Genomic DNA, 20558 nt, shown 5'->3' with positions numbered 1-20558 from the left:
TTTTTATTATTTAATGATAAAATTTTAAAACTTTCATCAACAAACTATTGACATCTTTTTCTAGATTTTTTTCCACCTCACTTGTTTTTCCATGTTCAATAAATTTGTCTTCATATTCAAAGCTAACAACTTTTACATGCAAATCATATTTTTGTAAAAAATTATTAATTAAACTTTCTATACCACCAATTTTAACATTTTCACTAAAAATAAACCAAATTTTACTTTTTTTAGCAAGCTCACACAAAAGCTCTTCATCTAAAGGTTTAGCAAAAATTAAATCAATCAAATTAGCATTATTATTCATTTCTTGCAAGGCTCTTAAGACTTGCCACGCTTTTGCCACACCTTGTCCATAACCTAAAAAAGCAATTTCACTATTATTTTTTACAAGCCATTGTGCCTTACCAAGTTTTATCTCACAAGGATTAAATTCTTTATCCAAAATAAAACTCCCTCTAGGATAACGAAAAGCAATAGGTCCTTGATGTAAATAAGCATACTCCATTATATTTTGCATCATTTGTTCATCTCTTGGAGCTAAAAGAGTGAAATTTGGCAAAGGAGCTAAAAAACTAAGATCAAAAACACCTTGATGCGTCTCCCCATCTTCGCCTACTATCCCTGCTCTATCCATAGCAAAAACCACATTTAAATTCATAATCGCACAATCATGGATCACTTGATCATAAGCACGCTGCAAAAAGGTGCTATATATTGCAATAAAAGGTTTAAATCCTTCTTTTGCCATAGCGGCCATAGAAGTTACTGCATGCTGTTCTGCAATAGCCACATCCCAAAAACGATTTGGATATTTTTCTATAAGCTTATCAAGACCTGTTCCACTTGGCATAGCCGCCGTAACCCCAACAATATTTTCATATTTTGAGGCTAAATCAAGCAAATTCTTAGAAAAAATTTCAGTAGCAGATTTTTTAGTATCACTTTTTTTAACACTCTCTCCACTATCTATATCAAAGGCTCCCACCCCGTGCCATTTAGCATGTTTTCCTTCAGCTAAAGCATAGCCTTTACCCTTTATGGTTTGAGCATGTATCACACAAGGCTTTTGCATAGCTTTTGCTTGTTTTAATGCAGAAATAATTTCACCTAAATTATGTCCATCAATAGGCCCTATATATTCAAGCCCTAATTCTTCAAACAAAAGCCCAGGAGTAATAAGTTTAAAACTCTCTTCAAAACGCTTAGCCATATAAGTAGCACTATCAGGCAATATATCCAACATTTTAGCAATACGCTTTTTAAAACTTTGATAAAACTGCGTTGCCATAGCCTGAGAAAGATACTTTGAAATTGCTCCAATTGGTTTTGAAATACTCATTTCATTATCATTTAAAAGTATTACGCAAGGAAATTTAGAATCACCCAATTCATTTAAAGCCTCATAGACCATACCCGCACTTAAAGCACCATCTCCAATCAAAGCAACAGGAATGCGTTTTTCACCCTTTAAAGCAATGGCCTTACAAGCACCTACTGCCAAAGAAATAGAGGTGCTAGAATGCCCTGCTACAAAATAATCTCCCTCGCTAGGTTTTGTATAACCACTTAAACCATTGATTTGTCTTAAAGTATCAAATATTTCTTCTTTTCCGCTTAAAAGCTTGTGTGTATAAGACTGATGCGACACATCAAAAATAAAAGGATCTTTTTTTACATCAAAAACCAAATGCATTGCTATACTAAGTTCTACAGCACCCAAATTTGAACTTAAATGCCCACCATTTTTACTCACAACTTGTATGATTTTTTCACGCATAGATGCTGCTAAATTTTCTAATTCTTTTAAACTTAGCTTTTCTAACTCTTCTTGAGTATGGGCAAATTTTTTACTCATTATTCACCATTTTTTTAATTTTAGTTAGACGAGAGTTAAGATTGGATTCTATATTACCTGCGTCACTTATAATAACAACACTTCCTTTGCTAATTGCATCATCAAGACTTATTTTAATGTGAGCATTCTGATCAAATTGCTCTTTTAAATACTCATAATCCTCTGCATTAACCTTAAGCTCAATTGCACTAGCACCCTTAAGCTCGCCGATTAAATCTTTAGCCAAAGCATAAGCTATCTTACTTGAATTTAGTTCAAGTTCTTTTAAGATTACTTCTTTAGCGATATCTATAGCAGTATCTGCTAATTCTTTCTCATTTTTTTCTATGAAATTTTCAAGATTTTCGCAAGCATTATCGAGTTTGGCTATACTTTTTAAATACTTATCTTTAAAATCACTCAATTCCTTTTGAAATTCTTCTTTTGCTTTCTCATAACCTTCTTTGGCAAATTTTTCTTTAGCATTTTCAAGTTCTGAATTTAAGCGGTTATTAAATTCATTCTCTTGGCTTTCTATTTGCATTTGAAGTTTAATAATATTGCTTGACATTTCATCTGTTTTTTTAAGCAAATCTTCAACAAAGCTTGGTTGAAATGTTGGAATTTGAGTTTCCATAATAGCTTGCGTAGGGGCAATGGCTTGATTTTCTTCGACTGGTTTTTCGTCATTTAAAGATATATTAGCATTTTCTTCATCTGGAGTTTGAGTATGTTTTTTTTCACCTGTATGATTATCAAATTCTGAAATAACTTTAAAACGATATCCTTCAACAACATGCTGATCAGAAGCCCCACCAGAAATTACATTGCTACGATTAACCATCTCTCACCTACTCTATCATTTCATCCGCATCGCCTGTTTGAACAAGACCTTGTTCTGCAAGTTTTTGCACCACTTCAACAACCTTTCTTTGTGCATCTTCAACATCTTTAACACGCACAGCACCCAAAAAACCCATTTCTTCAAGAAAAGCTTCGCTTGCACGCGTAGACATATTGGCTAAGAATTTTTGCTTTAACTCTTCACTTGCACCTTTTAAACCTATCATTAAATCACGCTTATCGGCTACTTTTAAAATTTCTCTTATAGCTTGAGTGCTAAGTTTTTGTATATCATCGAAAGTAAACATAAGCTCTTTAATAGTCTCTGCTAAGCGTTCATCACTTTGTTCAATATAAGTAATGGTTGATTTGCTTGCTTTTTGACCCAAACGATTAAGCACTTCTGCTACCGCTCTTGGACCGCCCACTTCAACCTTATAAGAGGTAAGACTTTCAAGCTTGCTTTCTAGCACTGCAGAAACTCTTTTAATAATACTTGGAGAAATATCGCCAAGATTTGCCATTCTTATAACCACCTCAGCCCTTAATTCATCACTAAAATACTCTAAAGTTTCTGCCGCATGAATAGAATCCATGTGTGCCAAAATAAGAGCGATGGTTTGTGGGTGCTCTTTGGTAATAAAGTCTGCAAGTTGCTGTGGTTTAATTTGCGCCAAATAAGCAAAATTTTGATTATTCTCCATACTTTTAGTGAGTTTTTCAAGAATTTTATTTGCAATCTCTGGCCCAAAAGTACGAAAAAGTATTTCTTTAGCATATTCCAAACCACCACTTTTAATATATTGATTTGATTGAAGCAGAGTGTAAAATTCTTCTAAAACTGCAGTAGCTACCGATCTATCAACATTTTTAGCCATAGCAATATAACGTGAAATTTCTGTAATTACATCAATTTCCATATGTGAAAACACAGAAGTTGTTGCATCTTCGCCAAGTTGTATAAGAAATATCGCTACCTTCTCAGGCATCGATAAATCATCGTAGACCATTTTTTGTTCTTCACTTAGCTTTATCATCACATATCCTTTTCGCCAAATTCACTATCATTTTGAATTAAGTTTTGTAAAAGTGCTGCAATTTCCTCGCCTTTATCACTTACTAAACCACGCAATTTTTCAAGTAAAACCTCATATTGAATAGAATCTTCATTAAAATTATCCCCAAAACCAAGTTGTTCTTCAACTTTTTTCCTTGCTGCATTAAATTTCTCCAAAGCATCTTCAGCATCATCTAAAACAGCATTTGGATCTTGCTGCATTTCTTCTTGCGCTGCGACATCTTCAAGCATTTTTTGAGTAAATGGAGCAATAACTTTTTTGTAAAAAATAAAAAGTAAAATCGCTGCAATAAAATACTTAACTGGTGGAATAAATGGCTCAACAAAACGATTGTAAAAAGTTTTAACTTTACTCTCAACTCTAATCGACTCACGATGAAATGGTAAATTTTGCACTACAACACTATCACCTCTAGTAGCGCTAAAATTAATAGTATTTTTAACTATACTCTCAACACTTGCAAGCTCTTCTTTAGTCAATGGAACATATTCGCTTTTCACATCCCCATTTTCATCAACCACATCTTGATATTTTCCATCTATAGTGACAGCTGCTGAAGTGCGTAAAACTGTTGCAAATTGTTTTTTTGTATTTGTGATAGTTTTAGAAAGTTCATTATTTGTAGTAACTTGATTTTTTTTATAAGTGTCAATTTGACCTTTATTGTCAAGTCCTTCAACAGGACCTATATTAGAAACAGCACCTGGAACACCCTGAATTTCTGGATCTTTTCTACCTGTTCTTTCCTCGTTTAAAGTTTGCTCACTACGCACTATAGGATTTGGATCATAAATTTCACTTTGAGATTCTTGCTTGGAAAAATCAAAATCTATATTTACACTCACTTTTACTTTATCCATACCACCTGCAAAAGGAGCTAAATTTTCTATAATCTTATCTTCTAAAGCTTTTTCTTGATCACTTTTAAATTTAATTTGCGCACGAACCAAGTCATCTTCATATGCTTCTTGCTCATCTAAAGGCACACCACTTTGATCACTAATCTTAACATTTTCTTTAGTAAGTTTTGGAACTGCCGCTGAAACAATATTTTTTATACCATCAATTTGTTTTCTAGTAAGCTTTAAGCCTTCGCGAACATTAACAACAACTGAAGCTGTAGGCGGAATTTGCCTTTCAGTAAAAACACTATCTTTAGGAAATGCTATGTGTACAACAGCGCTACGAATAGGTTCTAAAGTCTCAATAGTTCTTGCAAGTTCGCCTTCTATGGCTCTTTGGTATTTTACCTTTTGCTCTTCATTTGTAGCTCCAAAAGCTTGAGTATCAAAAGCTTCAAAACCCACGCGACTATCTTTTATAAGACCTTCACTTGCAATAAACATTCTTTGACGATAAACCTGATCTTGTGGAACTAAAATTTTATTTTCACTTTCTAATTTATAGGGAATATTATTTTGTTCAAGTTTAGCTACAATTGCAGCAGAAGAACTTGGGCTTACATTTTCAACTAAAACTGCATATCCATTATTTGCATTACTACCACTTCCACGAAATAAAGCTAAAAAAACCAAAAACCCAACCACTACTACAATAGATGCAGCAATCACTATACGCTGCTTGCGAGTTAAATTTTGATAAAGTTGCCCAATTTGATGAAGCATATTTTTAAAATCCATTAATTCTCATCCCTTAGTTTAGCGAATTTTACATATTTTTATTTGATTTATCTATCTTAAAATCTTATCAAATTCTGTAAAAAATTTTTTATTTTCATAAGATGTTCCTATAGTAATGCGTATAGCATTTAAACCATAGCTTTTTAAATTTCTTATTATTATACCCTTTTTAAGCAATTTTTCAGACAAATCTGTACTATTTTTTTCATCAAAAAAATAAGTGATGAAATTTGTATAACTATCAATGATTTTAATACCATATTTTTTAGCAAATTCTTTATAAAGCTGCATTTGAGAAAAATTATTCTCTAAAGTTTTTTTAGTAAATTCATCATCATTTATTGCTGCAATTGCTGCTTTTAAAGCAAGATTGCTCACATTAAAAGGCGCACGAAGCTTGTAAAATGCACTAATAATATTAGCATTAGCTATACCATAACCAATGCGTAAGCCTCCTAATCCATAAAGTTTAGAAAAAGTTCCTAAATAAAGTACATTGTTAAATTCTTTAATCAATTCGCAAGGTTTTAAATGTTTTTTACTATCTTTAAAACTTGCAAATTCATTATAAGCTGCATCAATCACAACTAAACAATCCTCCTCCACACCTTTAATAAACTTGGTCACTTCACTTGCATCCAAACACTCGCCTAAAGGATTATTTGGTAAGCATAAGAAAATAAGTTTAATTTCATCTTTGTGCGTTTCATAAAGTTTTTTAAACTCATCTAAATTATGAGTAATGCTTTGAGTTTTATAACACTTTGCACTGCATTGTTTGGCATAAATTTCATACATAGCAAAGGTAACTCCAGCTTGTAAAAAAGCATTTTTAGAATTTAACTTAGCATGTATAGCAAATTCAATCACTTGATCACTACCTGCACCAATGATAATATTTTCATTTTGAACTTTGTATTTTTGAGCCAATGTGCTTTTAAGTTCTATCATACTATCATCAGGGTAAAGATGAGCTTTGTTTGCATTTTGTCTTAAACACTCTATGGCTTTTGGCGGCGTACCAAAAGGATTTTCATTGCTTGCTAATTTTATCACTTCTTTAACGCCATATTCTTTGGCAATAACTTCTATATCTTTTCCGGGTTCATAATTGCTTAAATGATTTAAAAATTCATTAAATTTCATCTTTTTCTCCTGATAAATAAGATCCAAGCCAAACAATCTCTTGTATATCTTTTAAAGCTTTTTTTACATTTTCATCATCAATATGCCCTTCAAAATCTATGTAAAAACTGTGTAAAAATTCTTTTGATTTTACAGGACGAGATTCAAGCTTAGTAAGATTAATATTTTCTTTTTTAAACTGCTCTAATAAAAAACTAAGCCCACCAGGTCTATGTGCTGTGTGTGCTAAAATAGAAGTTTTACAATTTGGCATTTTAGGATTTTTAATATCACTTAAAATTAAAAATCTTGTTTTATTGGCTGCATTATCTTCTATTTTATCAAAAAGTACAGGCACATTATAAAGCTTAGCCGCTATTTTAGAGCAAATTGCTGCCGCATATTTATCTTGTGAAGCTAAATAAGCCGCATTAGCTGTAGATTTTGAAGGAACAAATTCTATAGCACTAAGTTCATGACTTTCTAAAAATTTACGACATTGATTATAACCTTGCGGATGCGAATAAATGCGTTTGATTTCTTTTAAATTTTCATTAATCCCCACAAAAGAATGATGAATATCCATATAAATTTCACCAAAAATTTTAAGCTCATTATACTTACCTAGACAATCTAAAGTAATACCTACTGCACCTTCGGTATTATTTTCTATAGGTACAACACCGTATTTTGCTTCTTTGTTGCTTAACTCTTTAAAAACATCTTCGATATTAGCCAAGGCTATATAACGACTCATCGCACCAAAACGACTTCTTGCTGCTTGATAAGTATAAGTTCCCTCAGGCCCTAAATAAGCTATAATTTGAGGCATTTCTAAATTTCTTGAAACCGCAAAAATTTCTTGATAGATTGCCTCTATGGCATTTTGATCTAAAAGTCCTAAATTTGCATTTTTTAAACGATTGATAATGGCTCTTTCACGTTCAGGACGATAAATAGCTCCCCCACTGCTTTGTTTAAGCTCACCTATACTTTTAACATAAGTCATTCTTTCATTTAAAAGTTCTAAAATTTTATCATCAACCGTATCGATTTTATTTCTAAATTCTTCTAAATTTGGCATTTTAGCTCCTTTAAAAACTCAAAAACACTAGGATAAACTCCATCAAGCAAATCCGTATCAAGCCCTTTTGTGTCGCTTATCTTTCCGCTTAAAACCAGCAAGGTTTTCATGCCAAGTTCTTTTGCCTTAAGCAAGTCTCCTCTAAAATCATCACTAATGATTTTAATATCTTCAAAATCGATTTTTGAATTTTGTTTTCTTATCAAATTTAAAGCTTCTTTATAAAAAGCAATGCTAGGCTTACCCACAACCTCGTATTCAAAATCAATAGCATTTTTAAGCATAGCCATAATGCTACCTACACCAGGATAAGGCCTACCTTCTTTTTTATAAATACTAGTTTCGTGCATAGCTATAAATCTAACTTCTCTTCTAGCCAATTCTATCATACTAGCAAAATCTTTAAATTTAAAATCATCATAACTAGCTACAAGTACAGCACTAGGATTTACAAAATCGAGTTCAAAACCAAGATTTTCAAGACTTTTTACAAACTCATCTGCACCAAAAGCCGCAACTTTACAAGGTCTTAAAATATGTTTTAAAACGCTAAAAGGATCAATATAAGCATTTTCTTTTATAACCAATCCTTTTTGCTGTAATTTTTCTAAAAAATCAAGTTTTTTTGTATTGTTAGTAATGATAAGATAAGGAAGATTTTTTGCATTTAAAAAATCGATCAATTCTTTAGCACCATGGATTAAACTCTTGTCATGATCAGAAATTAAAGTCCCTTGAACATCTAAAAAAAACATTTTAAGCCTTTAAAAATTTCTCTTCTAAAACGATTTGATCTTCAAAATTTTCTCTTTGACGGATCAATCTTACCTGTCCTTCTTCAAGAGCTAATTCGCAAACTTTATTACGAGTGTTGTAATTACTGCTCATGCTAAAACCATAAGCTCCAGTATTTTTAATAACCATTATATCGCCACTTTGAGTGCTAGGTAAAGACCTTGCTTTAGCAAAAAAGTCTCCACTCTCACAAATTCCACCTACAACATCACATAAACTCTCTTGGGCTTGATTATAAGGTAAGATTATTTCATGATAAGCCTCGTATAAACTTGGACGTATAAGATCATTCATCGCTCCATCTACTACAACAAAACGCTTGGTTTTATTTTGTTTTTCATAAAGCACTGAACAAACAAATTCTCCACTTTTAGCAACTAAATACCTTCCAGGCTCCATTCCTACGGTTAAATCAAGCCCATGAAGTTGTGCTAATATACCTTGTGCATAATTATAAAGATCAGGTTCGCACTCATCTTTTTCATAAGCCACACCCAAACCACCGCCTATATCAAAAAATTTAAGATCGATTTGCAAGGCTTTTAACTCTCTTACAAGTTTTGCGACAATGGCTGCTGCTTCATGAATAGGAGAAATATCTAAAAGTTGCGAACCTATATGAAAATGTACTCCAACAGGCTCTAAAAAAGATGAATTTTTTGCATAAAGATACATTTTTCTTGCTATATCAATTTCAACACCAAATTTATTTTCATTTAATCCTGTAGAAATATAAGGATGAGTTTTTGCATCAACATTTGGATTAACACGAATACTGATTCTTGCCTTTAGATTAAGTTCTTTAGCCACACTTTCTAAAAGCATCATTTCAGCTTCGCTTTCAAGGTTAATATATAAAATATCATATTCTAAAGCTTGTCTTAACTCTTCTTTGGTTTTTCCTACTCCACTAAAAATAATCTTATAAGCTTTTGCTCCTGCTTTTAAGGCACGCTTTACCTCGCCTATACTTACACAATCAAATCCACTATCTAAATTTGCAAGCATTTGCAACAAACTTAAATTTGAATTGGCTTTTACAGCGTAAAAAATTTGAGATTTTCTAGCCTTAAAAGCCTCTTTGAGATTTAAAAAACACTCTTTTATGAAATCAAAATTGTAAATATAAAAAGGAGTATTAAATTCTTGCTTTAATTGTTTATAATCCATATTTAACCTTTAATTTTTATAATTTTACTACACAAAGCTTAATTTATCGATGCTTATAATACATATAAGCACTTAAACAACCCAAAATTATAATAGGCACTACAATGCCAATTTCACTTGCAATCACACTATTTTCGCTTAATCTAGTAAGCAAAAACAAGACTCCCCAAATCATCAAAGTCACTACAAAAGCTATAAAAGTTACAATAGCAAGATTAAAAAATCTTGCTATTACAGGAAAAAAATAATACATAATAAGCATTAAAAATGGTGCAAAAAAAGGAGTAAAAACAAATTTATAAAGATTGATTTTAAGAGCATCTGTATTGACATTTTGTGCCTTAAAAAGCTCAAAACTTTCAAGTGCGTCAGATATTGAATAATCACTATTACTAGCAACCCCTTCTATAATCTTTGGTTTAAAACCCTCAAGTGATTTAAGCTCGGAGAAATCTTGTATCTTTAAACCATCATTAGCAAGTTCATAATTTTTAGGTAATAATGTAATATTGCCATCTCGCAAAATCCAACTTTCACCTTCAAAATGGGCATTTTTAGCACTTACAAAAGAGCTTAAATTTAAATCATTAATATTAAAAATTTTTATATTTTGAGCACTATTTTGTCCATTGTTTATCTTTGAAATATAAACAAAATTATTGTTAAATTTCAAAAATACTTCTCCACTTTGATTCATAATAGTACCATTTTTTAAAATATTTCTCTTATAATCATTTGCATAAGCAAAAGAAGTAAAATTCAATCCTATATAAATACAACAAAAAAATAAAGCCCATAAAAAAGGAAATAAAATAACATAATTTCTGCTCAGTCCTAACGCATAAAGACTTACAAATTCATTTGCTCTGATCATGGAAATCAAAGAAACTACCAAGGCAAAAATCAAAGAAATGGGTAATACATAAGGTACTGCCGAGAAAGATAAAAACATAATATAAAGCAAATCAAGATTTGCGGCTTTTGGTAGATCTTTAAAATTTAAGAGCAAATCAATACCGCAATAAAAACCAAGTAAAGAAAAAAATATAATAAAAAAATTTTTTAAATAAATCCCTGAAATAAAACGAAAAAATATCCACATCTTAAGCCTTTAGGCCGTATTTAGATGATATAGCAGACAAATCATCATTTTCAATAAGCTCAAGCAAAGCTTTTTTTGTATGCTCTAAAACTTTGCTTAAGGTTATTTCTTCTTCGGGTTTAAATTTACCTAAAACATGGGAAATCACATTTTCACCCTTTCCCACTCCTATACGCACTCTTTCATAATCATTTCCACATAAAGTATCTATGCTTTTAAGCCCATTATGTCCACCACTTGAACCGCCTTTTTTAAAGCGCAAGGCTCCTAAATTTATATCTATATCATCATGGATAACTATCATTCTTTCGCATTTATAAAAATCATTCACTGCTTTTACACTAAGTCCTGAATTATTCATATAAGTGCTAGGTTTAAGAAGAAGTAAAGAAGAACCTATTTTAAAAAGTTCTCCTTTAAATTTAGAGTTTGTAAGATTTGTAAAATTGCTTTCTTTTAAAAGCAAGTCAATTAGCATAAAACCGACATTATGACGGGTATTTTCATACTCTACGCCTATATTGCCAAGCCCTACGACTAAAATCATCTAGCTTTTTCTACACCTACAACCGCTACTCTATCAGCATCAATCATAGTTACTCCCGCAGGAACTACAATATCACGAACAAGTAAAGCATCACCCACATCAAGTTTACTTACATCAAGTTCGAAGAAATTTGGTAAATTTTCAGCTGCACATTTTACTTTTAATCTTCTTTTTGATTGGATTAAAACACCTTTATTTTTAAGACCTATAGCTGTTCCTGTGATTTTAACTGGAACCATGTATTTAGAAATCACACCTTTTTGTGCAACTTTTAAATCCACATGTTTAAGTTCTGCAGTTACAGGATCTTTTTGATAATCCACAACTACAACGCTTAAAGTTTGAGAACCTACTTTTACATCAAAAATTAAAGTAGTTTTTTTACGAACTTCCTTAATAAACTCATTTACTTTAAAAGCGGCATTGATGTTTTCTAATCCTTTTCCATAGATGTTTGCGATTAGATAACCATCTCTTTTTAAAGCTTTAGCAGCTTTTCTACCGATACTCTCTCTAACGATACCTTCTAACATCTTTTATCCTTTCTTAAAAAATGAGCTTTGATTATATCTAATTTTGGCTTATGGAAAAGTAAATTTATAGCTTCTTTTAATTTCTTTAAGATATAATTTGTTTTACAAATTATGTTAATTTAAGGCTTCATGTGAATGAAAAATTCAATATCAATATAGCTTGGTTTTTAATAATCTTAGGCGGGATTATAGAATGTTTTTGGGTCAGTGGACTTAAGTATTCTACAGAAATTTGGCACTATATTTTAACAGCCATTGGGGTTTGTATTTCTTTTACTTGCTTTTTAAAAGCTTGTGAAAGACTTGAAGTAAGTATTACTTATAGTGTTTTTGTAGGCATTGGCACTATTGGGGTGGTTTTAAATGAAATGTTTATTTTTAACGAGGCTGTTTCTATAATTAAACTTGTGCTTATAGTGATTTTACTTTTAAGCATTATAGCCCTTAAATGGATAAGCAAGGAAGCTTAAATATGGAATGGTTTTATTTGTTTTTAGCTACTGCTTGTGAAATTTTTGGCGTGGTGATCATGAAAGAACTTGTAAGCACTAAAAATAAGCTTTACCTTTTGGCTTTGATAGTGTGTTTTGGATTTTCTTTTACTTTTTTAAGTTTAAGTATGCAAAATATCGCTATGAGTGTTGCTTATGCTATATGGACAGGAGCTGGAACTGCTGGTGGGGTAATGATAGGAGTACTTTTTTATAAAGAAAGTAAAAGTTTTCTGAAACTTTTTTTAATCGCTGTGATTATTGCTTGTACAGTAGGTTTAAAATTTCTTTCTTAAGGATTTTTTGTGCAAATTTATGTGAGTGGAATACATACTGATGTAGGAAAAACACATTTTAGTGCAGCTTTTTGTGCGAATTTTAACTATGATTATTTTAAACTCATTCAAGCAGGAATTCCAACAGATAGCGAGTTTATTGCAAAATTTAGTCCAAAAACAAAGGTTTTTAAAGAGGGTGTTTTTTTGCAAACTCCAGCTTCTCCTCATCTTGGAAAAATCAAAGAAAAACTTGATTATAAAGCCTTAGATATCATTTTACCAAAAAGTGAGAACCTACTTATTGAGCTTGCGGGTGGGCTTTTTTCTCCTATGGATGAAAATTATACTATGATTGATTTTATGAATATTTTTAAACGCCCTACGATTTTAGTAGCAAAATACTATCTTGGAAGCATTAATCATATTTTACTTAGCATGGAAGCTTTAAAGCAAAGAAATATCAATATTTTAGCCCTTGTGATGATGGGTAAAAAAGATATCTTACAAGATGATTTTATAAAAAATTATGCAAAAATTCCTATAATTAATCTTAATTTTTTTGATGAAAATAGCATTTTAAATCAAGATTTTAAAGAGCAAATACAAGAAATTTTACAGCTTAAAATTCCTTAAAAATCTGCTCTAAACTCTCTACTACATAAATGATTTGTTCTTTTGTGATGATGTAAGGAGGCATAAAATATATAGTATTTGCTAAAGGTCTTAATAGCAAGCCTTTTTCTAAGGCTTTTTGAAATACAAAAAGTCCCACGCGTTCGTGTTTATGGCTTAAAATATCAAAAGCACTGATCATTCCACAAGTTCTAAAATTTCCTAAAAAATCAAATTTTTTAAGTTTGGAAAATTCTTGCTGGATAAAGGTACTTAAAATTTGATTTTTTTCTAAAATATTTTCATTTTCAAAGATATCTAAAACCGCATTAGCTGCTGCACAAGCTAGAGTGTTTCCTGTATAACTATGAGAGTGTAAAAAGGCTTTTTGTTCACTATAGGGTGCATAAAAGGCATTATAAATTTCATCCTTTGTAAGCACTACAGAAAGGGGTATAAATCCTCCTGTAATTCCCTTTGAAAGACAGATAAAATCGGGGCTTTGTTTGCATTGATGTAAAGCAAACAAAGTTCCTGTGCGTCCAAAACCCACTGCAATTTCATCAAAAATCACTTGCACATTAAAAGCATGACAAAGCTTGATCGCTTCATCGATAAAGCTAGCTTCATACATGTGCATATTTCCCGCACATTGCACTAAAGGTTCAAGTATAAAAGCGCAAATTTCACTCGAGTGTTTTTCTAAAATATCTTTTAAAATTTCAAGCTCTTTAGTATAGTCTTTACCTTGTGGCACAGGAGTGCTTAAACACTCTAAAAGCAAGGCTTTGTAAGTATCTTTATAAAGTGCAACATCGCCCACACTTAAAGCCCCTAAGGTTTCGCCATGATAGGAATTGCTTAAAGATAAAAATTTATTTTTTTTCAAACCTTTATTTAAATGATAATGAAAACTCATCTTAAGTGCTACTTCAATGGCACTTGAGCCATTATCTGCATAAAAACATTTATTAAAATCACGCCCTACTTTTTCACAAAGTCTCGTAGAAAGCTTGATGATAGGCTCATGTGTAAAACCTGCTAAAATCACATGCTCAAGCTCATCAACTTGTTTTTTGATGGCATTTGCAATTTTTTCATTACAATGACCAAAAAGATTTACCCACCAAGAACTCACGCAATCCATATAGGCTTTATCATCAAAATCATAAAGCCATATGCCTTTTGCTTTTTTTATAGGGATTAAAGGTAGAGTTTCGTAATCTTTCATTTGTGTGCAAGGGTGCCAAATGTGTTTTAAATCGAGATTTTTTAAGATTTGATTTTGCATTATAACTTCTTTTTTAAAAATATTTTGGCAAAATAATACTTTAAATTTTTAAATTTACAGGAAAAAAATGAATCTTGAAAAAATTTTGCAAGATCTAGAGCAAAATCACAATCTAAGAACTCTAACGCCTTTAAAACATGAAAATAAATTTGTTTATAAGCAAGATCAAAAACTTTTAAATTTAGCAGGAAATGATTATCTTTATTTGGCGTCTTCTAAAGGGTTAAAAGCTGAGTTTTTAAACACCCTAAAAGAACAAGATTTGTTTTTTTCAAGTTCGAGTTCAAGAAGTTTGAGTGGAAATTTTGAAATTTATGAAGAATTAGAAAGTTTTTTAAAGACTAAATTTAAAGATAAGGAAATTTTACATTTTAATAGTGGTTATCATCTAAATATCTCTTGTATAGCAGCACTTTCTAGCGTTTCTAGGACGCTTTTTTTAGCCGATAAATTTATTCATGCAAGTATGATTGATGGCTTAAGACTTGGCGGAGCTAATTTTTTTCGTTTTCATCATAAAAATATGAATCATTTAGAGAGTTTAATCCAAAAACATTATGAAAATTATGAAAATATCATCGTTTTAAGCGAAGCTTTGTTTAGTATGGATGGAGATTTTAGCGATTTTAAAACTTTGTGTGAGCTTAAAAGGCGTTATGATAAAATCAAGCTTTATATAGATGAAGCACACAGCGTGGGTTGTTTTGATGAAGAGGGTTTGGGGCTTGTTAAAAAACTAGCCTTAGAAAATGAAGTGGATTTTTTGGTTTTTACCTTTGGAAAAGCCTTTGCTTCCATGGGTGCTTGTATAATATGCGAGGAAAAATATAAAAAATTTTTCATCAACAAAGCTAGAGCTTTTATTTATTCTACAGCCTTGCCACCTATTAATGTAGCTTGGACGCAATTTATTTTTAAAAAAATGCCTTATTTTAAGAAAGAAAGAGAAAAATTAGAGCTTTTAAGCGCTTTTTTTAAAAGTAAATTGCAAGAAAAAAATCACATCGTTTTAGGCGATGCTTATATTATTTGCTTGCTTTTAGGTGAAAATAAAAAAGCCTTAGAAATTTCACAAAAACTTCAAAAAGCTGGATTTTTTGCTCCTGCGATTAAAGAACCTACCGTGCCAAAAAATACAGCCAGAATTCGTTTTTCTTTGCACGCAGGACTTAATACAGAGGAACTTGAAAGGATAATAGAGCTTTTATGAAATATGAATTTTTATGCAAAAATCCTGATTCAAAAAAACTTATAGTGGTATTTGGAGGGTTTGCTTCACATCCTAGCCATTTTTCGCATTTAAAAAGCGATAAAAATGTGATTTTATTTTATGATTATGAAAATTTTGATTTAAATTTTGATTTCAAAGCTTTTGATGAGCTTTTTTTAATCGCTTTTTCTATGGGAGTTTGCGTAGCAAATAAACTTTTAAAAGAGCTTAATTTTAAACAAAAAATAGCCATAAATGGCACAAATTTTGGCATAGATAAATTAAAAGGAATTCATCCTGCAATTTTTAGAAAAACCTTGCGAAATTTCAAATTAGAAAATTTCAAAGAAGCTTTATTTAAAGAACGCAAAAATTTAACTAAAGATTTTATTTTTAAAGATGAAAAAGCTTTAAAAATAGAGCTTGAAAAACTTTTTGACTTTGCTTTAACAAAACAAGAAGAAAATTTGCTTTGGGATAAGGTTTATTCAAGTAAAGAAGATGAAATTTTTCCGCCAAATGCCTTGAAAAATAGTTTTAAAAATTTGATTTTTTTAGATGAACCGCATTTTGCTTTTTTTCATTTTAAAACTTGGGATGAGCTTTGAATTTTTTAAAAGCAAAAGATTATGAAAAACATGCAAAAGTGCAAGATTTCATGGGTTTAAAACTTTGTGAAATTTTAAAAGATTTAAAAATTTCACATTTTGAAAAAGTGTTTGAATTTGGTTGTGGTAGGGGTGAATTTAGCAAAAAACTTCAAAATTTCATTACTTTTGATGAGTATTTAAAAAACGATATTTTAGATTTTAAAGAAAATTCTAATATTTTAATTTTTGATATGAATGAAATTGCAAAACAAGATTTAAGTAAAGAGAAATTTGATCTTATCGTTTCAAATGCAACTTTGCAATGGCTTGATTTAAAACGCATTTTACCAAGTCTTAGGGATATGCTAAATCAAAATGGGATTTTACTTCTTTCTACTTTTGCAGAACAAAATTTAAAAGAAATCAAGCAAAGTACAGGTTTTGGTTTAAATTATTTTAGCTTAAATGAATTAGAGCAAATTTTTAAAATCTATTTTAATGAGGTAAAAATTACCCAAGAACTCATAAAATTAAGTTTTGATAATGCTTTAGATGTTTTTAGGCATTTAAAATTAAGCGGGGTAAATTCTTTAGGTTTTTATCCTTTAAATAAAAGCTTTTTAAAAGAATTTGAAGAAAAATTTCAAAACAAACTCACTTATCATCCTGTATTTATTTTATGCAAAAATGATATAAAATGAATTTTTTGTGTTATAATCCAAAAATTAAATTTTTACACAAGGAAAACTAAATGAAAAAGTTTATAGTATTTTTTGGAATTTTGTTTTTTACCTTACATCTAAATGCACAAAATTTAAGCATTTTTGTAGCTTCTTCAGCTTCAAAGGCAATGAGTGAAGTTAAAGATGAGTTTTTGAAAACACATCCAGAAGATAAAATAGAATTGGTTTTTGGTGCTTCTGGAAAATATTATGAGCTTTTAAAACAAGGAAGAGAATTTGATCTCTTTTTTTCAGCAGATACTAAATATGCTAAGGCTATTTATGATGATAAAAATGCCTTAATAAAGCCAAAAGTTTATGTTTTAGGAGTTTTGGCTTTGTATAGTTTGGATGAAAATTTACTCCAAGGAGGCGTTGAAAATTTAAAAGAAAAGGCAGGTAAAATCACGCATCTAAGCATAGCCAATCCTAAAGTAGCTCCTTATGGAGTAGCGGCTAAAGAAGTGCTTGAAAATTTGGATTTAAATGAGTTTTTTAAGGATAAAATCGTTTTAGGCGAAAATATCTCAGTGCCTGTTTTACATGTGGATAGTAAAAATGCAGATATAGCTATAGTAGCTTATTCTTTAGTTTCTTCTATCAATCATCCTAAGGGTAAGGCTGTTATAATTGATGCAAAGTATTTTAGCCCTTTAGAGCAAAGTTATGTCATCACAAAATACGCTAAGGATAAAAAATTAGCCTTTGAATTTAGCGAATTTATTGGCTCTTCAAAAGCAAAAGAAATTTTTAAAAAATACGGATTTAGCACACCATGAACCTTATAAAAGGACAAATTTGTGAGCTTTTAAATCAAGAGGATATAGTTATTGTTAAAATACTTTCTAAAGAAGTGATTTTTAGTATTTTAATGCTTGAATTAAAGTCTTTAGAAAATTTAAAAATTGGTGCGAGTGTAGAACTTCTTTTTAAAGAGCATGAGCTTTGTTTTAGTACAAGTAAAACTCTTTTAAGTGTTGAAAATTCTTTTTTAGCTAAAATTACAAAAATTAAAAAAGGCGAACTTTTGTATCAGGTATTTTTTGATTTTAAAGGTAATGAACTTTCTAGTATTATCACCAAAGAAAAAGCTTTAGAACTTGAAATTTGTGAAAATCAAGAATGGCTTTGTTTTGTAAAAGCAAATGATATTGTATTAAGGAGTCATAGTGCTTGATCCAGCTTTTTTACAAACCCTTTATCTTACTTTTAAACTTGCTTTTATCACGACTTTTATCCTTTTTTTTATCGGTGTTTTTTTAGCTTATTTGTTAAGTTTTGTGCGTTTTCCTTTTAAAACAATCCTTCAAAGCTTTATTTCTTTGCCTTTGATTTTACCTCCTAGTGTTTTGGGATTTTATTTGCTTGTAACTTTTTCGGCTAATAGTTTTTTAGGGCAAGTTTTAAAAGAATATTTTAATCTTTCTTTGGTTTTTAGTTTTGAAGGTCTTGTTTTTGCTTCTTTGATTTTTTCTTTGCCTTTTATGGTAAATCCTTTGCAAAGTGCCTTTTCATCGATCAATCCAAATTTACTCGATGCTTCTTATAGTTTAGGTAAAGGTAAAATTTATACTCTTTTTAGAGTGATTTTACCTAATTCTAAAGCAGGAATTTTTAGTGCTTGTGCGATGAGTTTTGCTCATACTGTGGGTGAATTTGGAGTCGTGATGATGATAGGAGGACATAAACAAGGTGAAACTTTAGTAGCTAGTATAGCTATTTATGATGAACTTGAAATCTTAAACTATAGCTTGGCACATCAATATGCTTTTATATTGTTTATTTTTTCTTTTTTAGTGCTTTTTAGTCTTTATTTTGTCAATAAAAAAATGAGTTTTCAATGATAAAAATTGATATCAATCATCCTATGAATACCGCCAAAGGAAGGCTGGATTTAAATTTTAAAAAAGATATAGAATCAGGAAAAATTACCGCACTTTTTGGCGAAAGCGGAGCAGGAAAAACCACTCTTTTAAAAATCATAGCAGGACTTATAAGACCTGAATTTGGGCGTATAGAAGTAGATAATGAACTTTGGTTTGATTCTTCAAAAAATTTTAGTTTAGCTTTGCAAAAAAGAAAAATTGGTTTTGTTTTTCAAGATTATGCACTTTTTCCAAATATGAATGTAAAAGAAAATATCGCCTATGCCACTAGTTCTAAGGCAAAGGTTAGCGAGCTTTTAGCCTTAATGGGACTTGAAAATTTGGCTAAAATTTATCCTAAACATTTAAGCGGAGGACAAGCACAAAGAGTAGCCTTAGCAAGAGCTTTAGCAAGGGAACCAAAAATTTTGCTTTTAGATGAGCCTTTGAGTGCTTTGGATTTTAAAATGCGTGCCAATTTACAAGATGAATTGGCTAAAATTTTAGAGTATTTTAAGATAAGTACTTTATTGGTAAGTCATGATTTGGCTGAAATTTATAAGTTAAGTCATAGAATTTTAGAGCTTAAAAATGGAAAAATCATTAAGGATTTTCCTAAAAATGAATTTTTTACTCATTCAAGTATTAGTGCAAAATTGTGTTTGAGTACAACTTTGCTAGAAATTAAAAAAAGTGATATTTTAGTCGTTTTAACCTTGCTTTTAAATCAAGATATTATTAAAATCACTCTTAGTGAAGAGGAATTTCTAAAAGCTTATCAAGATATAAAAATAGGCGATACTCTCATACTTTCAGTAAAAGCTTTTAATCCTTTAATTCTTAAATAACACATACTTAATTATGATTTCAAATAAAAAGGATAAGTAAAAAATATTAGATGGATTAAATTTAATCCACAATGAAATAATACACTTATCCATAAACTTTTACTATATTTATAAGCCAATCCATATATAATTCCAGCTAAGCTTGCAAAAACAATCATTAAAACTCCACTTCTATAATGAATTAATCCAAAGGCTATACTTGCTATTAATAAAGCCGAATTTGGATTTAAAATTTGAGAAAGTCTTTGCTGAAGATAACCTCTAAAATATACTTCTTCGACCAAAACTACTAATAAAATATTAGAAAATAAGAAATAAGGTAACCACCAAGGTAAACTAAATTCTAATTTTAAAACATTGAAATACCAAGGTATAAATAATAAAATCAAAGGACTTAAAATCAATAAAATCCATTTGAGCAATGAAGCTTTTACATAATTTTTATTTGTAAATAACATAGGCAATAACAAAAACAATATAAATACACCTATAGGTTTATCAAAATTAAAGTATAAAGTAAATGGTGCACTATTTTCACTTGCATAAACCTTATCTAAAACTTTTATATTATTAATTCCTGGTATAAAATGTAAAAATAAACCTATACAAAAAACAAATAATATCAATTCTAAAATAAGTGATTTTTTATATCTATAATATAAAGCCAACCCAAATGCAATAATATTAATTACTATAAAAGTGATATTAATTATCTTAAAATAATAAGCAAAAAATACATTAATTATAAAAATAAATAAGCTATTTTAATTTTATTAAAAGACAAAAAAACTAAAGCAAGTGCCAAAAAAACATAAGTTATTATAGACATATATCCAAAAAACCTCCTTTTTTTATAGTATATCTATTTTTCTTTAAAGTTACTATTGCATTTTATC

At 30.1% G+C, this 20558-nt stretch carries 23 protein-coding genes; 10 read left to right on the top strand and 13 right to left on the bottom strand.

The features are described from left to right. Nucleotides 1-10 precede the first annotated feature (10 nt). The 11 genes from dxs to rplY are packed head-to-tail and all read right to left on the bottom strand — an operon-like array spanning nucleotide 11 to nucleotide 11755. Nucleotides 11-1858, bottom strand: a complete 1848-nt coding sequence (gene dxs / locus AT682_RS01555; RefSeq protein WP_002883274.1) for a 1-deoxy-D-xylulose-5-phosphate synthase — start codon at nucleotides 1856-1858, stop codon at nucleotides 11-13. Next, nucleotides 1851-2681 (bottom strand): flagellar assembly protein FliH, encoded by an 831-nt coding sequence (gene fliH, locus AT682_RS01550; RefSeq protein ID WP_002860310.1) that lies wholly within the window; start codon nucleotides 2679-2681, stop codon nucleotides 1851-1853. Before fliH ends, dxs begins: the two co-directional genes overlap by 8 nt. A gap of 7 nt (nucleotides 2682-2688) precedes the next feature. Beyond that, nucleotides 2689-3717 carry a flagellar motor switch protein FliG gene (fliG, locus tag AT682_RS01545; RefSeq protein ID WP_002854670.1) on the bottom strand — a complete coding sequence of 343 codons (1029 nt, stop codon included), beginning with the start codon at nucleotides 3715-3717 and terminating at the stop codon, nucleotides 2689-2691. Continuing rightward, nucleotides 3717-5399 carry a flagellar basal-body MS-ring/collar protein FliF gene (gene fliF / locus AT682_RS01540; RefSeq protein ID WP_002854706.1) on the bottom strand — a complete coding sequence of 561 codons (1683 nt, stop codon included), beginning with the start codon at nucleotides 5397-5399 and terminating at the stop codon, nucleotides 3717-3719. The genes fliG and fliF overlap by 1 nt, the downstream gene beginning before the upstream one ends. Nucleotides 5400-5450: 51 nt before the next feature. Then, nucleotides 5451-6545 (bottom strand): histidinol-phosphate transaminase, encoded by a 1095-nt coding sequence (gene hisC, locus AT682_RS01535; RefSeq protein WP_002883275.1) that lies wholly within the window; start codon nucleotides 6543-6545, stop codon nucleotides 5451-5453. Beyond that, complete coding sequence (pheA, locus tag AT682_RS01530) at nucleotides 6535-7608, bottom strand: prephenate dehydratase (protein ID WP_002883276.1); 1074 nt, start codon at nucleotides 7606-7608, stop codon at nucleotides 6535-6537. The genes hisC and pheA overlap by 11 nt, the downstream gene beginning before the upstream one ends. Next, the gene (locus tag AT682_RS01525; protein WP_002883279.1) at nucleotides 7596-8363 is read right to left on the bottom strand and encodes an HAD-IIA family hydrolase; all 768 of its coding nucleotides are present in this window, start codon (nucleotides 8361-8363) and stop codon (nucleotides 7596-7598) included. The genes pheA and AT682_RS01525 overlap by 13 nt, the downstream gene beginning before the upstream one ends. Before the next feature lies 1 nt (nucleotide 8364). Beyond that, nucleotides 8365-9573 carry a diaminopimelate decarboxylase gene (lysA, locus tag AT682_RS01520; RefSeq protein WP_002883280.1) on the bottom strand — a complete coding sequence of 403 codons (1209 nt, stop codon included), beginning with the start codon at nucleotides 9571-9573 and terminating at the stop codon, nucleotides 8365-8367. A gap of 43 nt (nucleotides 9574-9616) precedes the next feature. Continuing rightward, nucleotides 9617-10675 (bottom strand): LptF/LptG family permease, encoded by a 1059-nt coding sequence (locus tag AT682_RS01515; protein ID WP_002883281.1) that lies wholly within the window; start codon nucleotides 10673-10675, stop codon nucleotides 9617-9619. Between the two features lies 1 nt (nucleotide 10676). After that, on the bottom strand, nucleotides 10677-11222 hold the full coding sequence (pth, locus tag AT682_RS01510; protein WP_002883282.1) for an aminoacyl-tRNA hydrolase: 546 nt from the start codon (nucleotides 11220-11222) through the stop codon (nucleotides 10677-10679). Further along, nucleotides 11219-11755, bottom strand: a complete 537-nt coding sequence (gene rplY / locus AT682_RS01505; RefSeq protein WP_002791314.1) for a 50S ribosomal protein L25/general stress protein Ctc — start codon at nucleotides 11753-11755, stop codon at nucleotides 11219-11221. Before rplY ends, pth begins: the two co-directional genes overlap by 4 nt. Nucleotides 11756-11886: 131 nt before the next feature. Here rplY and AT682_RS01500 point away from each other — a divergent pair, with 131 nt between their 5' ends. Genes AT682_RS01500 through bioD form a run of 3 tightly spaced genes read left to right on the top strand, consistent with a single transcriptional unit; the run spans nucleotide 11887 to nucleotide 13157 of the window. Continuing rightward, nucleotides 11887-12225, top strand: coding sequence for a DMT family transporter (locus AT682_RS01500; RefSeq protein ID WP_002857302.1), 339 nt, complete (start codon nucleotides 11887-11889; stop codon nucleotides 12223-12225). Between the two features lie 2 nt (nucleotides 12226-12227). Further along, nucleotides 12228-12542: a DMT family transporter gene (locus AT682_RS01495; protein ID WP_002794052.1), complete on the top strand. Its 315-nt coding sequence runs from the start codon at nucleotides 12228-12230 to the stop codon at nucleotides 12540-12542. 9 nt (nucleotides 12543-12551) lie between these two features. Beyond that, on the top strand, nucleotides 12552-13157 hold the full coding sequence (gene bioD, locus AT682_RS01490; RefSeq protein ID WP_002883283.1) for a dethiobiotin synthase: 606 nt from the start codon (nucleotides 12552-12554) through the stop codon (nucleotides 13155-13157). On the opposite strand, the gene bioA is transcribed toward bioD, so the two are convergent. Then, a complete protein-coding gene (bioA, locus tag AT682_RS01485) occupies nucleotides 13144-14427 on the bottom strand; it encodes an adenosylmethionine--8-amino-7-oxononanoate transaminase (RefSeq protein WP_002883286.1) in 1284 nt (427 codons plus the stop codon). The two genes, bioD and bioA, sit on opposite strands and share 14 nt — an antisense overlap. Before the next feature lie 67 nt (nucleotides 14428-14494). On the opposite strand from bioA, the gene bioF reads away from it, so the two are divergent. From bioF to modC, 7 genes are read left to right on the top strand one after another with little or no spacing between them, the layout of a single operon-like run. Next, nucleotides 14495-15637 (top strand): aminotransferase class I/II-fold pyridoxal phosphate-dependent enzyme, encoded by a 1143-nt coding sequence (gene bioF / locus AT682_RS01480; protein ID WP_002883287.1) that lies wholly within the window; start codon nucleotides 14495-14497, stop codon nucleotides 15635-15637. After that, the gene (locus AT682_RS01475; RefSeq protein WP_002883288.1) at nucleotides 15634-16245 is read left to right on the top strand and encodes a pimeloyl-ACP methyl esterase BioG family protein; all 612 of its coding nucleotides are present in this window, start codon (nucleotides 15634-15636) and stop codon (nucleotides 16243-16245) included. Before bioF ends, AT682_RS01475 begins: the two co-directional genes overlap by 4 nt. Then, a complete protein-coding gene (bioC, locus tag AT682_RS01470) occupies nucleotides 16242-16928 on the top strand; it encodes a malonyl-ACP O-methyltransferase BioC (protein ID WP_002883289.1) in 687 nt (228 codons plus the stop codon). The genes AT682_RS01475 and bioC overlap by 4 nt, the downstream gene beginning before the upstream one ends. Nucleotides 16929-16978: 50 nt before the next feature. Next, on the top strand, nucleotides 16979-17728 hold the full coding sequence (gene modA / locus AT682_RS01465) for a molybdate ABC transporter substrate-binding protein (RefSeq protein ID WP_002883291.1): 750 nt from the start codon (nucleotides 16979-16981) through the stop codon (nucleotides 17726-17728). Further along, nucleotides 17725-18126, top strand: coding sequence for a TOBE domain-containing protein (locus tag AT682_RS01460; protein ID WP_002883292.1), 402 nt, complete (start codon nucleotides 17725-17727; stop codon nucleotides 18124-18126). The genes modA and AT682_RS01460 overlap by 4 nt, the downstream gene beginning before the upstream one ends. Continuing rightward, nucleotides 18119-18793 carry a molybdate ABC transporter permease subunit gene (gene modB, locus AT682_RS01455; RefSeq protein ID WP_002883298.1) on the top strand — a complete coding sequence of 225 codons (675 nt, stop codon included), beginning with the start codon at nucleotides 18119-18121 and terminating at the stop codon, nucleotides 18791-18793. The genes AT682_RS01460 and modB overlap by 8 nt, the downstream gene beginning before the upstream one ends. Next, nucleotides 18790-19662, top strand: a complete 873-nt coding sequence (gene modC / locus AT682_RS01450; protein ID WP_002883299.1) for a sulfate/molybdate ABC transporter ATP-binding protein — start codon at nucleotides 18790-18792, stop codon at nucleotides 19660-19662. Before modB ends, modC begins: the two co-directional genes overlap by 4 nt. Nucleotides 19663-19673: 11 nt before the next feature. Here modC and AT682_RS01445 read toward each other — a convergent pair whose 3' ends face one another. Next, nucleotides 19674-20330 (bottom strand): CPBP family intramembrane glutamic endopeptidase, encoded by a 657-nt coding sequence (locus tag AT682_RS01445; protein WP_002883300.1) that lies wholly within the window; start codon nucleotides 20328-20330, stop codon nucleotides 19674-19676. Between the last annotated feature and the right edge of the window lie 228 nt (nucleotides 20331-20558).

This window comes from Campylobacter jejuni (assembly GCF_001457695.1).
Taxonomy (GTDB): domain Bacteria; phylum Campylobacterota; class Campylobacteria; order Campylobacterales; family Campylobacteraceae; genus Campylobacter_D; species Campylobacter_D jejuni.
Note: the sequence above shows the minus strand (reverse complement) of the source record. Positions and strands in the feature narration are given on the sequence as shown.